The sequence below is a fragment of the Flavobacterium sp. genome (assembly GCF_039916025.1).
Classification (GTDB): domain Bacteria; phylum Bacteroidota; class Bacteroidia; order Flavobacteriales; family Flavobacteriaceae; genus Flavobacterium.
The window spans coordinates 21,141-34,257 of sequence record NZ_JBDSMB010000002.1 but is presented as its reverse complement, the minus strand read 5'-3'; the positions used below and the strand labels follow the sequence as shown (position 1 = coordinate 34,257).

Genomic DNA, 13,117 nt, shown 5'->3' with positions numbered 1-13,117 from the left:
TTAATTAATACATTTTACAAAATGACATCAGAAATCACTACACCGGCAGAGCTTAAAAAAATGGATCCCGTTTTTGGTCAGCTATCTTTTGATAATCACGAACAAATTGTTTTTTGTAATGACAAAGATACAGGATTAAAAGCAATTATTGGAATCCATAATACAGTTATGGGACCAGCACTTGGCGGTACGAGAATGTGGAATTATGCGAACGAATGGGAAGCTTTGAATGATGTTTTACGTCTTTCACGCGGAATGACTTATAAATCTGCAATAACAGGTTTAAATCTTGGTGGCGGGAAAGCCGTAATTATTGGCGATGCCAAAACTGATAAAACTCCGGAATTGATTACGCGTTTTGGAGAGTTTGTAAATTCGCTTAGCGGAAAATACATCACAGCAGAAGACGTTGGGACTACGACTGAAGATATGGATAGAATTCATGAAGTAACTAAATTTGTTACTGGAATTTCTATTGAAAAAGGTGGTTCAGGTAATCCTTCACCAGTAACTGCTTATGGCGTTTATATGGGAATGAAAGCAGCAGCCAAACATCAATTTGGTTCGGATAGTTTAGCTGGAAAAAAAGTTTTGGTACAAGGAAACGGTCACGTTGGAGAAACTCTAATCAGCCATTTGACAAATGAAGGAGCAATTGTTTTTGTTTCGGATATTCACCAGGACAAAATGGAAACTATGGTTTCAAAATATGGTGCCCAAATTTTCACAGGTGCTGATATCTACAGCGCTGATGTTGATATTTATTCGCCTTGTGCTTTAGGTGCAACAATAAATGATGATACAGTTTATAAAATCAAAGCCAAAGTAATTGCTGGTGCTGCCAATAATCAATTAGCGGTTGAAGCTGTTCACGGACAAATATTAAGAGAAAGAGGCATTACTTATGCTCCGGATTTCCTGATAAATGCTGGTGGAATCATCAATGTTTACGGTGAGTTGGTTAAGTATGCTGAAGGTGAAGCAATCAGAAAAACAGAAAACATCTACAATACAACGCTTGAGATTTTCAGTTTTGCGGATAAAAACAATATGACAACGCAGCAAGCAGCTATGCAAATTGCCGAAAACAGAATTGCCCAAAGAAAAAAAGAAAACGCTGCTAAATAAAGCCATTTCAAAATAAAATAATTACTATTTTTGCAAAGCGAAAGATTTTCTTTCGCTTTGTTAATTTAAAAAGTTCTTACAGGTGTTAAACAGAAGACATATCCGGGTAAAAGTAATGCAATCCATTTATGCATTGCATCAAAAAAGTTCTGATGATATTGAAAAAGAAGAGAAATTTTTGCTTCACAGTATCGATAGTATTCAGGATTTGTATTTAATCATGATGTCTTCACTGATTGAAATCAGAAAAAAGGAAGTTGTCTTTTTAGAAGCTTCGAGCAAAAAACATTTGGCTACACCGGAAGAAAAAAATCCCAACAGAAAATTTGTCAACAACGCGGTTCTTCAATTATTAGAAGAAAACAATTCGTTGAGCATTGCTTTAGAAAAAAGAAAAATCAACAATTGGTCGATGAACGATGACTATATATTGATTTTGCTTAATGAAATAAAGCAAAGTCCGTTGTACCAAAAATACATGAGCACTAAAAAGAGTTCTTTTGAAGAAGATAAAGAATTTGTGGTGGATATGTTTACCGAATTGATTGCTCCAAATGAGAAGTTATACGAATATTTAGAGGACAATAAATTGACATGGATTGATGATATTCCGTTAGTGAATACTCAGATTCAAAAACAATTAAAACAGATTTCAGAAACAGCTGAATTCAGAGTAATCAAATTGTACAAAGACCAGGAAGACCAGGAATTTGTGAGTTTGTTGTTCAGAAAAACGGTGCTGAATGAAGTCGAATTGGCCAAAGAATACATCGACAAAACACCAAATTGGGATGCAGACAGAATTGCGGAAATAGACACGATCATTTTGAAAATGGCTATTTGTGAGTTTTTAAAATTTCCATCAATTCCGGTCAAAGTGACAATTAACGAATATTTGGAATTAGCCAAAGAATATTCAACACCAAAAAGCAGCATCTTTATCAATGGAATTTTAGACAATTTGGTCAAAGAATTTCAAAGCGAAAATAAAATTCAAAAAACAGGAAGAGGATTAATTCAAAATTAAATTTATTATTATGGGACAATTAGGTCAGTTTTTGCCGTTTTTACTAATGTTTGTGGTTATTTATTTCTTTATGATCAGACCACAGCAAAAGAAAATTAAGCAAGAAAAAGAATTTGAAGGTGGTTTAAAAGTAGGCGATAAAATCATTACTAAAAGTGGTTTCCACGGAAAAATTTCCGAGCTAACAGAAGCAACAGCGGTAATTGAAACCATGTCGGGAAAACTTAAAATTGAGCGTTCTGCTATTTCGTTAGAATTGACAGCAGCGGCGAATAAAAAATAAGAATAGATTAAACTATTTTTAAGGCACTTTTAAAGTGCCTTTTTTTGTTAATTTTTCAAAGATTAGTTTATATTTGAAAATATTATAACCAACATTTGATGAGATATTTAGCCTTTTTTTTAGCCGCTTTCTTCAGCACAACTATTTCCTACGCTCAGTGGGAAAACATCAATACAGGAATTAACGATAATCTCACCGGTCTTGTTTTTTTACAAATTAATGGATTAGCCTGTGGTGAGCATGGGATTTATTATACAACAAATGGAGGTGTAGGAGCAAGCAGCTGGACAAGATTTCAAATCACGGATAATGCAGCTAATTCATTGATTTACGAAAACACTAAATTTACGCATTGTTTCAGCAATTATAATGTTCAGACAAATACGGGATATGTTTTCGCATGTGGACAGAACACATTAACGAACAGAGCTCAAATATTTAGATTTTCAGTTCCTTCAATGGCTTATTCAATAACGTATACAGGCCCCGATAATTCTAAATTAAATCAAATTGCATACGCTGCATCAAGTACCAAATATCTCGCGGTTGGAGATCATGGTTTGATGGTGTATTTTTCTACCGGTGCTGCTACTACTTTAAGTACGGGAACCACTGATGATTTGATATCAATTTGCGACAATACTTCCAGCGGGACATTGTTTAAATATGGATCGTTGGGAAAAGTTAGACAGACACAATTTAGTGGAACTTCTCTTTCCAACAACACAGAAATTGTTACACCTGGTGCAACTAATAAAGGATTATACAATATTTATTCTGTTGGAGACGACAACTATTTGAAATTAGATTTTACTGCCGGACTTACAACTTCAAATACAAATTTCACAACACCTTTAGACGCGAATTGTATTTTCCAATATTATGTTGGCACAGATCATGGCATTTATAGAACTAACACCACTAATTTTGATACACAGGTTTTAGAGTGGCAGATTACTTCTTTGGATTATCATATTAATGGATTTTGGGATCCAGCTTACTATGATGGAGATCCTTATTATGTATATGCTTTTGGCAATAATGGTGTAATTCTTAGAACTAGTAACGGTGGCGGATATGCAAAACCGTATGTGAAAATCATTTCTGATGGAGGATGTTACCCGGGAAGTGTCAGTTTTTCTCTTATTAGTGGTAGTTTATCCTCAGCTAGTTGGTATTCCAACGGAGTATTATTTCATTCAGGGTCAGGAGCTTTTAATTATAGTTTTCCCGCCGCTGGTTCATACAATATAACGGTGGATGTAGCAAATTCTTATGGTGGTGTTCACAATACGGATGCAAAAACCATTACCGTTGTTCCTGTTCCAACTGTGAATAAGACATTTACAATTAGTGATAACATTCTTTGTAAGCAGGAATCTATTCAAATCCAGATTAATGATTCTGAGCCAAATGTTATATATAGCCTGAAATTAGAAGGACAACCGGGTTCAAATTTTGGGCAAAGTCAAATAAGCATAGGAGGAAATTTAGTTTTTACAACAGGCATGATTGACGTTACAGGTAATTATTATTTATATGCAAAAAATAATTTAGCTAACTGTGGTACTAGATTTCTCGGTAATTTTTTAATCACTGTAGAGGAAACAAAAGCTGATTTTCATTCAGGTTTGATTAATGCTGAAGTAAATGAACCAGTTGATTTTTATCAAAATGCAGTAGATTCACAAAATTTCGAATGGCAATTTGGTCCAAGTGCTACAGTTTCAACTTCTACGCTTCCCGATGTTCAATCGAGCTTTACTGTTCCAGGGCAGGCTACTACTTCACTACATTCATGGTCTAATAACGGCTGTCATGATACAGTAACAGAAAATATTCCTTATATATATGAAACACCAGCGGTACAAGATGATTGTTTTCTATTAACAAATAACAGTACCGACCCAGCTTGGCCTGGTTATTATAATCCTGATATTTCGCAAATGGTTCCCATTTCAAATGGTTTTCTAACATGTGGTACATATAATAATGAAATTTTTGATTCTAATTACGGAATTACACTTAATTTGAGCGGAAAAAAAGGCGGGTATTTAGCTAAGCATGACAGAAATGGAGTTTTAAAATGGGTTGTTTATAATGTTAATACAACCACTATTAACTCAAATGAGGATGTTATTTATTCTTGTGCCGAAGATTCAAACGGAGATATTTATGTTTCGGGAAGAGGATCTGGAAAATTTTATGATAATGCCGGGCATGTGACCGATTTAGCTCAAACCCCTATTGGAATTACCAAAAGATACTATTTAATTAAATTAAACTCTAAAGGCGAGATTATCTGGTATATGCAGAATTATGTTTTTGGTTTTATAAAATTGGCAATTGACCATGATAATAATATCACAGCTCTTTCTGATTTTGTTACTAATTATGTTAGTCCACAACTATATTTTAATGGAGTTATAGGACAATTAATTGGGCAGCAAACAACACCGATGGATGAGGAAGCTACCAACGAAATTATTAAAATATCTCCGCTGGGAGCTATAATTTGGGATACAAAAGTCCGTTTAGAATCTGCTAATATCAGAGAATTCTACGATCTGGGGTTTGATAGTACTAACAATAGTTATATCTCAATGGGTTATGACATTTATGCCCGAATTTATAGACCAGGCAGTAATGTAAGTCAGATTATTTATGGAGGTGGTGGTTATGGCGGCAAAATAGGAATAGTAAAATTGAATACGAACGGTCAAATCGTTTGGCTGACTCAAAGCGGAACCGTGAATACTGTTGGTAATCCTAATGATGGAAATCGACTTTATGATATGATTGTTGAAAATGACGGTACGGTATACTTTACAGGTTCAAATGGTACTGGCCAAAATTGGAACGCACCAATAAATTATACTTATGTGTTTCGGAACACCAATGCTACAAATACATCAACGACTCAAGGGCCATACTTTGTTGCCAAAGTTAACGCTGCCGGAATCTGCCAGTGGATAAGAGGTGCCGGACACACTTATTATGGTTATGGAGAACAAATCACTAAAGCAGGGAATGAAGTTTTTGTTATTGGAAGGTTTAAGAATAATAGTGTAATTACTGCTTCAGGTACTTTTGACAGTACAAATGGTAACAACTATAATTTGACTATTAACGCGTCTGATTATTTTATGTCTGTATATGATGAATCAGGTAATCTGAAAAGAATAATTGCAAACGGAAATAATACCGATGCCTTATACTTTATTGATACTGGAGGTTTTTTTAAAGGAGATGGAAATTATTTCTATTTGGCTAAAAATACCGGATATTATTTAAGTGCCAGCGGTTATATAGATTTTGGGAATCCTCTTCCAACATTAAATGAGCGTGACGGGACAATACTTCGCTTCACAGAAAGCTGTGGAATTCTAAGATATGATTCAACACTTAGTAATAATGACATTAGTAATTCATTATTCGATAACCTTAGTGTTGTACCAAACCCAACAACAGGCGAATTCAGTATCAAGTTGCATACTGCATTTGAAAATATTGTAATGGTTGTAACAGATATAACAGGTAAAATTGTTTCTGAAGAGAAGTTTAACAATGTAACCGAAATCAGCTCCAATATTAAGGGAGAAACAGGTATTTATTTTATAAGACTAAAATCGTCAGACGGCGTGAAGTGTTTTAAACTAATTAAATTATAACTCCAGTTTATATAGCATATCCCGAATTTCATTGAAATGTTCCCACGGAATAAAATGATTGGCGTCTTTTATGGAAATGATTTCAAGCGATTTGGCATTAACAAATTCCCGTTTCATAAATGCTACATTGCTGTAAGGAACCAGCGGGTCTTTGGTGCCATGAATGATAATTACTTTCGATGTGATGTTTTGCAGCTTTGGTTTCAAATCGACTAAATCACTTTTCAACCACCACAATTCATCGTTAGCAGGACGAAGTGCACCCGGAATTATATATCGAATTGGTTTTGCTTTGATGATAGCACGCCACTTTTCAGGTTTTTCAGCCTTTGGGTCAACAGCACCGGCCAGAATAACCAAAGTTTGATAATCATTAGGTTTCTCTGCAGCCATTTCCACAATCGTTGGTCCGCCTAACGAATGTCCAATAAGACAAATCGGTTTCCCATTAGCGGTTTGTTTTGTGAATTTTTCAATAATGTAGCTCTGCGTTTTTAAGTTTTCGGCTTCACCAAAATTGCTGTAACCAAATCCAATCCGGTCGATAGCAATCATTCTATACTTGGATAGGAGCAAACTGTCTTTTAGATAATCTTTGTAAGCATCCCAACTTCCCGGCGAGCCATGCACAAAGAATAAAGTCGACGCATTTCTATTTCCGGTTTCTATATAATGAATAGTGAAACCATCAATTTCCAAAGAAGAATCAATGTAATCTGTTTTTGATGCGGTAAAAAAAGACTTGGTTTCTTTGCTCGTCATGCGCATCCTCATGCACGATTGACAAAAAATCAAATAGCAAAGTATCAATGAAAAAAAAATAGTTTTCATCTTGTGTTTGCGTACAAAAAGAAAACCATTTTTCATGTGTAGTGATATTATTAATTTCTATATTTATCGTTCAAGCCTATGTTATCCATAATCATAGGTCTGATTTTTTCTAATCTTGTGATTTTGGTTTTTTCCTGTTTGGCAGTCGCCATAAATTCCCAAAACTCTTTTTGTTTATATGGACTGAACTGTTCAAAGGCAGCGTTCAGTTTACTGTCTTTCTTCAATTCGCCTTCAAAGAAATCACATTTCATTGCTTCTTTCTTTTCAGGTTTTATTGCAAGTCCGGCTTTTTCATTCTCAATAGCTTCATTGATATAATGTAAAACCATTTTTTCATTAACATCAGCACCCGAAGTAAAACGCCATTGACGCAATCCTTTAGTTACACCTTCATTGGCATTAACCAAAACTTTGGCTTCATCTTTTAGAAAAACACCATTCCAAAACCAAATGGTAAAATAGTTCTTGAAACCACCAATGCCCAACACATTTTTGTTGCTAACGGTATAGACTTCGCCGCCCCATTTATTGGTTTCCACCAACTCGGTTTTGTGAATGATTTCACGAAGTATTCGCAATTCATTTTCCCATTGATTAGTTTTATCCCAAGTTTTTCTTTCTTCCATGGCTAATCACTAATTACTAATCACTATTTTTTCTTAGACTTTTTCTTCTTCTCTGTTTTAGAAAAATCAGTAGTAGCCGTAAGTTCTGCAATTTTGATGATGACATCAATTGCTTTTTGCATGCTTTCTACAGGAACATATTCGTATTTTCCGTGGAAGTTATGACCGCCGGCAAAAATATTCGGACATGGTAAACCCATATAAGATAAACGGCAACCATCAGTTCCACCACGAATAGGTTTTATCAATGGTTTGATGTCTAGCGATTTCATGGCTTTTTCAGCCAAATCAACAATAAACATTACCGGTTCGACCTTTTCTTTCATGTTGTAATATTGGTCTTTGACAGTCGTAATTACGATATCTTCACCAAATTGTTTTGCGAATTTCTTATTGAATTTCTTGGTGATATCATGAATTAGTTCTTTGCGTTTTTTGAATTTTTTCATATCGTGGTCACGAATGATTAAATCAAGTTTGGTTTCTTCTATGCTTCCCGAAATCCCTGTTACGTGGAAAAACCCTTCGTATCCTTTAGTTTCCTGCGGAGTTTCATGCTTTGGCAATTCATTTATAAATTCATGTGCAATAAGCATGGAGTTTATCATTTTCCCTTTGGCATAACCAGGATGCACGCTTTTCCCTTTAAAGATAATTTTTACTCCGGCCGCATTAAAATTTTCGTATTCCAATTCGCCAATCTGACTGCCATCCATGGTGTAAGCCCAATCAGCGCCAAATTTTTTAACATCAAATAAATCAGCACCGCGACCAATTTCTTCATCAGGTGTGAAACCCACACGGATTTTTCCATGTTTTATTTGCGGATTGCTAACCAAATATTCCATAGCCGTTACAATCTCGGTGATACCAGCTTTATCATCTGCACCAAGAAGCGTCAAACCATTCGTTGTGATTAATGTTTGTCCTTTGTAAAGCAATAAATCTTTGAAATAATTAGGAGATAAAACGATATTTTGTTCTTTGTTTAAAACAATATCGCCACCATCATAGTTAGGCCATATTTGTGGTTTTACATCTTTACCAGTAAAATCCGGAGTTGTATCAAAGTGGGAAATGAACCCTATTGTTGGGACATCATGGTCAACATTCGAAGGCAAGGTCGCCATGATATAACCATGTTTGTCAATTGTGACTTCTTTCAGACCTATGGTTTTTAGTTCTTTTGCCAGTTTGTTGGCTAGATCAAATTGTTTTTTGGTACTTGGTGTAGTATCAGAATTTGGATCTGACTCGGTATCGATAGTGACATAGCTTACAAAGCGGTCGATAATATTTTGCATTTGATTATATTTTTAAGCAAATATAATTAATTACGAATTACCAATTAGGAATTACGAGTTGGGGATTTTGATTTTTAGGATTGGATTCTCCAGCTACTTATTTAGTTTTGACAAATTTTCCGGAATAAATTGGATGCTTGTCGAACTTTTCTCCTAGTGTGAAATAGTAATTGTTTCTTTCTTGTTTTACAATTCTGAAAGCAATTGTACTTTTCTCAATAATATTTTTTTCAATTTGATTAGGATTTAGTGGTTCTGTTAAACCCTTTACAATAAATATTTCTTCATTAATCCAATTGATCTCAAAATTTTCAATTTTATCATTTAATTTATAGATGAATTTATTATTCTCTAAAGTAAACTCATAATTATTCAATCCATTTTCTAAATACTGTTTATCTAATTCCACAAGATATTTTCCATTTGGAAGTTTTTGGGTTGTCTCTTTAATTGTGAAAGAAGTTAGAAAGATAATTGCAAATAAGACAATTACATTTTTCATATTTTTGATTTTAGTTTGGACTTATTTAATACCGTATTAACTTCCGCTAATATACCAAATTTCTATCTCAAATAACTCTGTACAAAAGTCAAAAAGGTGCTCGGTCTCATAGGTGCTGCTACAGTAGTAATGCATCTGTCCACTGCATAAGCAATTCGAACACGAGGCAATTCAGGGAATTCTTCAGCGATGACCTGAATCAAAACTCTTCGCTCTTTTGGTTTAGTTCCATTAATGAACTGGTATTCATAAAGGGCTTTACAATTGCTTTCAACTTTGTTCCAACTCATGATTTTGTGGTTTTAATTGTTTTTAGTCAATCCTCTCAAACCCTCTTGTAATAACGTCTCAAATTAAAAGCAAGAGGGTTGAAGGAGTTTTATTTATAACTTGAGTAATATATAAAGCTCGCAGGCTATTAATGCCACACTACATGCTAAAAGGATTTTGATAATGATGTCGATGGTTTTATCGGCTGTTGTATACATATCTCTGTTATCAATTTTTAGAAGTTTCATAGTTGCTGTTATTAAATATTAATCTGTTTTTTTTGTTTCTCAGTTGAAAAAACCTGCCCTTTTCAAATTTCAAATACCACTATGAGATTGTTCGGGCAGGATTCTAATTTAACCTGGCTTTGTTATCTATGATATAACAAAGCAAATTTCGAAAACGAAAAGCACAAAAAAATCCCCACTAGTGGGGATTTTTCAATTATTTTTTCAATAAGTTTTTTTGGACTAGAAATCGTATTTTCGCTCTACGGCGAATCGTAAAAAATCGTTTTTACCAGTAATGTTAAACTTCTTTATAATGTTCTTTCGATGCGTGTCAACTGTTGATTTTCCTATGTTTAAGGCATCTGCTATTTCCTGGGAAGATTTGCCTTCACCAACCAATCGGAGAATTTCTTTTTCGCGCGAACTTAAGATAATTGCTTCTTTGGTGTGAGAATCTTTAGCCGTAATGGCATCATCAAAAAACGTCTCGTTTCGTGCTACAGTTCTAATCGCGTCAAGCACGGTTTGCAATGAGGAATTTTTCATAATATATCCCGATGCACCAGCTGCTTTCATCTGTTCGATAGCTTCGTCCTGGTCAAACATGCTAAAAGCAATGACTTTTGTTTCAGGGTATTTGCTTTTGATGATTCGGGTTGCCATTATGCCGTCACATTTTGGCATGCGAATATCTGTAATGACTACACTTGGTCTTTTGTTTTTTACCAATTCAATTAGCGCTTCGCCATCATTGGATTCGCCTACAAGCATGATATCAGCTTCGTCTTTAAAAAATAATTTCATGCCATCAATCAGTGCCTGATGGTCTTCGGCAATTGCTAGTGTTATCATAATGGTATGTCAATTAGAATAGAAGTGCCTCTTTTTTCAGTGCTATCAATAGTAAAAACACCTCCCATTTGTTCCACTTTCTTTTCAATATTGTTTAGCCCCATGCCTTCTTTTTTATCTATTTTTTTTGGATTAAATCCACTGCCATTGTCTTCTACAATGATGTTTAAACTGTCATCATGTTGGGTAAGATGTATAGAGATTTCGGTAGCATTAGCATGTTTAATGGCGTTGGTGAGTATTTCCTGTATCATTCTAAAAATGGCTACTTCGAGTGTGTTTTCTATACGTTCCTCAAGTCCAAACGGAATAACTTCAACAGCGAGCTTACCGGGAATATTCATTTTTTTTGCAATGTTCCTGACAGCTGGCAGCAAACCCTGATTGGCGATTACGCCTGCATTTTTAGTATGGGCGATTGTGCGTACTTTTTGATAGGCTTCTTCTATTAATTCGTCAGTTTTATTAAATAAATTATCAGCATCATCATACTTTGTATCTTGTTTTTTTAGATTTTGAAAATTGAGCTTGAGTGTCGCCAACAAACTTCCCAGATTATCGTGTAAATCATTGGCTAATTTGATGCGTTCTTTTTCCTGACCTTCGAGTAGAATGTCTATTTCGTGAAGTTCTTGTTCTTTTAAGACATTTTCGAGTTTCTGGGTCTCGATTTGTTTTTCCTGCTCGGCTATTTTTTTCTTTTTGTTGAGGTTTTTATATCCCAAAATAAAAAGGACTAACACTACTAGTAAAACAACGATTACGGCACCGCCTTTTTTCATAGCGCTTTGTAGCCATAGAATTTCGCTTTTGTGCTCTTTGGTTTGATATTTAACATCAATATCTCTTATCGCTTTTACTTGCTGGTTGTCATCATTTATGCTTTGATATACTTTTTGTCGGTCAATATATTCAATAGCTTTTTTATAATCTTTCTTCTCTTTATATAAGTTAGCCATTAAACCATACAGCATGATTCTGGTGGCTGTATTATTATCTTTTATTTTTAGCGCATCAGCTTTTTGATATTTTACCAATGCTGAATCATATTTTTTTTCCTTTAAAAGAACACTTGCCTGATTAATGTAACAGATAGATAAATAAAAATTTGAATTGTGTTTTATAAAATATTCATAAGCTAAAGTGTTATACTTTCTTGCTAACTTATAATCATGTATTTTTTCGCTATAGACCAATCCGATATTTGAATTTAAGCGTGCTTCAAATAATGAGTCTTTTATTTTTTTACTTTCAATTATGGCATTTTGATAATAGTTGATTGCTTTTGAGGGTTCAGAATCAAATAAATTGTTGCCAATTTCTTTATAGGTTTTACACAATAAAGGAATGTTATTTGTCTTTGTGGCATAATCAATCGCTTCATCGATTAAGGGTTTGTAATCCTCGTATTTATAATCTGTCAGCCCTTTTATTTCGACTATGATTAAGTTCATTTCGATAACCTTATCATAATCATTTTGTAATTTATAAGCTTCTTTGGCTTTCATGAAATAGGATAGTGCCTTAGCTCCATTGCTATTTGCATAATAACTCTGACCATATAAATAATAGAATAACGCTTTATCATCATTTGACAATTGGTTTGGGTTTATTTTTTGCAAACCAGTTATTCTGTCTTTGAAGTCTAAATCTTCAAAATTAGTTTCAATGCTTTTTAAACTTTTATTTTGAGCCATAGCCAAAACAGTGATAAAAAGGAATACCACTGTTATAGCTATTTTTTTAAATTTCAAAGATTTATTCATTTACAATTATTATGTCATACCACCAGTACCTCTAGCTCCCGGAGGAGAGCCTTTTGAATAATAAGTGTAAGTTCCGGCTTTATAATTTTTGATGTATAAATCATCATCTGCATTTGTCAGAGGATTAAAACCAATTCCATGATGAACAACGACATCGATTGTATCGCCACTTTCGGCCAGGCAAATATCTTTATCCCCTGCTTTTAAATAGCTTTTATTTAAAGAAGAGAACTTTACCTTACTAAGCGCAAAGGTAAAATTTGCGGGATAGGTACTTAAATTGTTTTGGTTACCGTTCAATGTTTGTAAAATAGCAACAATAGCATATCTATTGGCGTCGCTAATGTCATAGTAAGCACTTATTCTGAAAGTGTCCGGGGCAATGTTTGTGAGCTGGATGGATAAATTGAACTCCTGCTTGATGCAGTCAAAAGTTCCGGTTGAATCATAGACATTCATAATGTTTAGTTTTTAAGGTTAGAGTGTTTCAAAAATCGGAGTTTAAATTATAAAAAAAATCACCACTAGTGGGGATTTTCGTAATTTTTTTAAAAATATACTTTTAGGAATTTATGAATTTGACAATGAAGCCTAATTATTTTACCTAAAATTAAAAATAATGTA

13 protein-coding genes are annotated in these 13,117 nt (G+C 34.1%); 4 read left to right on the top strand and 9 right to left on the bottom strand.

What is annotated here, in order from left to right; genetic code table 11:
- Positions 1–21 precede the first annotated feature (21 nt).
- The 4 genes from ABIQ27_RS00150 to ABIQ27_RS00135 all read left to right on the top strand — a co-directional run bounded on the left by ABIQ27_RS00150 (position 22) and on the right by ABIQ27_RS00135 (position 6,109).
- A complete protein-coding gene (locus ABIQ27_RS00150) occupies positions 22–1,128 on the top strand; it encodes a Glu/Leu/Phe/Val dehydrogenase (RefSeq protein WP_348030909.1) in 1,107 nt (368 codons plus the stop codon).
- Between the two features lie 115 nt (positions 1,129–1,243).
- Positions 1,244–2,155 (top strand): transcription antitermination factor NusB, encoded by a 912-nt coding sequence (gene nusB / locus ABIQ27_RS00145; RefSeq protein ID WP_348030908.1) that lies wholly within the window; start codon positions 1,244–1,246, stop codon positions 2,153–2,155.
- A gap of 10 nt (positions 2,156–2,165) precedes the next feature.
- Positions 2,166–2,438, top strand: a complete 273-nt coding sequence (yajC, locus tag ABIQ27_RS00140; protein WP_348030906.1) for a preprotein translocase subunit YajC — start codon at positions 2,166–2,168, stop codon at positions 2,436–2,438.
- Between the two features lie 98 nt (positions 2,439–2,536).
- Positions 2,537–6,109: a T9SS type A sorting domain-containing protein gene (locus ABIQ27_RS00135; RefSeq protein WP_348030905.1), complete on the top strand. Its 3,573-nt coding sequence runs from the start codon at positions 2,537–2,539 to the stop codon at positions 6,107–6,109.
- On the opposite strand, the gene ABIQ27_RS00130 is transcribed toward ABIQ27_RS00135, so the two are convergent.
- The 9 genes from ABIQ27_RS00130 to ABIQ27_RS00090 all read right to left on the bottom strand — a co-directional run bounded on the left by ABIQ27_RS00130 (position 6,104) and on the right by ABIQ27_RS00090 (position 12,952).
- Positions 6,104–6,940 carry an alpha/beta hydrolase gene (locus ABIQ27_RS00130; RefSeq protein ID WP_348030904.1) on the bottom strand — a complete coding sequence of 279 codons (837 nt, stop codon included), beginning with the start codon at positions 6,938–6,940 and terminating at the stop codon, positions 6,104–6,106. The two genes, ABIQ27_RS00135 and ABIQ27_RS00130, sit on opposite strands and share 6 nt — an antisense overlap.
- 50 nt (positions 6,941–6,990) lie before the next feature.
- Positions 6,991–7,569: a DUF1801 domain-containing protein gene (locus tag ABIQ27_RS00125; RefSeq protein ID WP_348030903.1), complete on the bottom strand. Its 579-nt coding sequence runs from the start codon at positions 7,567–7,569 to the stop codon at positions 6,991–6,993.
- Between the two features lie 23 nt (positions 7,570–7,592).
- Entirely contained in the window at positions 7,593–8,873 is a 1,281-nt protein-coding gene (gene pepT, locus ABIQ27_RS00120; RefSeq protein ID WP_348030902.1) for a peptidase T, read from the bottom strand.
- Between the two features lie 97 nt (positions 8,874–8,970).
- On the bottom strand, positions 8,971–9,375 hold the full coding sequence (locus tag ABIQ27_RS00115; protein ID WP_348030901.1) for a hypothetical protein: 405 nt from the start codon (positions 9,373–9,375) through the stop codon (positions 8,971–8,973).
- Positions 9,376–9,437: 62 nt separating this feature from the next.
- Entirely contained in the window at positions 9,438–9,665 is a 228-nt protein-coding gene (locus tag ABIQ27_RS00110) for a hypothetical protein (RefSeq protein ID WP_348030899.1), read from the bottom strand.
- A 93-nt stretch (positions 9,666–9,758) separates the two neighbouring features.
- Positions 9,759–9,893: a hypothetical protein gene (locus ABIQ27_RS00105; RefSeq protein ID WP_348030897.1), complete on the bottom strand. Its 135-nt coding sequence runs from the start codon at positions 9,891–9,893 to the stop codon at positions 9,759–9,761.
- Positions 9,894–10,115: 222 nt separating this feature from the next.
- Complete coding sequence (locus ABIQ27_RS00100; protein ID WP_348030896.1) at positions 10,116–10,727, bottom strand: response regulator transcription factor; 612 nt, start codon at positions 10,725–10,727, stop codon at positions 10,116–10,118.
- Positions 10,724–12,493 carry a sensor histidine kinase gene (locus ABIQ27_RS00095; protein WP_348030895.1) on the bottom strand — a complete coding sequence of 590 codons (1,770 nt, stop codon included), beginning with the start codon at positions 12,491–12,493 and terminating at the stop codon, positions 10,724–10,726. The genes ABIQ27_RS00100 and ABIQ27_RS00095 overlap by 4 nt, the downstream gene beginning before the upstream one ends.
- A gap of 9 nt (positions 12,494–12,502) precedes the next feature.
- Positions 12,503–12,952 (bottom strand): hypothetical protein, encoded by a 450-nt coding sequence (locus ABIQ27_RS00090; RefSeq protein WP_348030893.1) that lies wholly within the window; start codon positions 12,950–12,952, stop codon positions 12,503–12,505.
- Positions 12,953–13,117 lie beyond the last annotated feature (165 nt).

Bases quoted from the DNA above. Each gene is read 5' to 3' on its own strand.
- ABIQ27_RS00095 (WP_348030895.1), bottom strand. From the start codon at position 12,493: ATGAATAAATCTTTGAAATTTAAAAAAATAGCTATAACAGTGGTATTC.
- ABIQ27_RS00135 (WP_348030905.1), top strand. From the start codon at position 2,537: ATGAGATATTTAGCCTTTTTTTTAGCCGCTTTCTTCAGCACAACTATT.
- ABIQ27_RS00110 (WP_348030899.1), bottom strand. From the start codon at position 9,665: ATGAGTTGGAACAAAGTTGAAAGCAATTGTAAAGCCCTTTATGAATAC.
- ABIQ27_RS00115 (WP_348030901.1), bottom strand. From the start codon at position 9,375: ATGAAAAATGTAATTGTCTTATTTGCAATTATCTTTCTAACTTCTTTC.
- pepT (WP_348030902.1), bottom strand. From the start codon at position 8,873: ATGCAAAATATTATCGACCGCTTTGTAAGCTATGTCACTATCGATACC.
- ABIQ27_RS00100 (WP_348030896.1), bottom strand. From the start codon at position 10,727: ATGATAACACTAGCAATTGCCGAAGACCATCAGGCACTGATTGATGGC.
- ABIQ27_RS00125 (WP_348030903.1), bottom strand. From the start codon at position 7,569: ATGGAAGAAAGAAAAACTTGGGATAAAACTAATCAATGGGAAAATGAA.
- ABIQ27_RS00105 (WP_348030897.1), bottom strand. From the start codon at position 9,893: ATGAAACTTCTAAAAATTGATAACAGAGATATGTATACAACAGCCGAT.
- yajC (WP_348030906.1), top strand. From the start codon at position 2,166: ATGGGACAATTAGGTCAGTTTTTGCCGTTTTTACTAATGTTTGTGGTT.
- nusB (WP_348030908.1), top strand. From the start codon at position 1,244: ATGCAATCCATTTATGCATTGCATCAAAAAAGTTCTGATGATATTGAA.
- ABIQ27_RS00090 (WP_348030893.1), bottom strand. From the start codon at position 12,952: ATGAATGTCTATGATTCAACCGGAACTTTTGACTGCATCAAGCAGGAG.
- ABIQ27_RS00150 (WP_348030909.1), top strand. From the start codon at position 22: ATGACATCAGAAATCACTACACCGGCAGAGCTTAAAAAAATGGATCCC.
- ABIQ27_RS00130 (WP_348030904.1), bottom strand. From the start codon at position 6,940: ATGAAAACTATTTTTTTTTCATTGATACTTTGCTATTTGATTTTTTGT.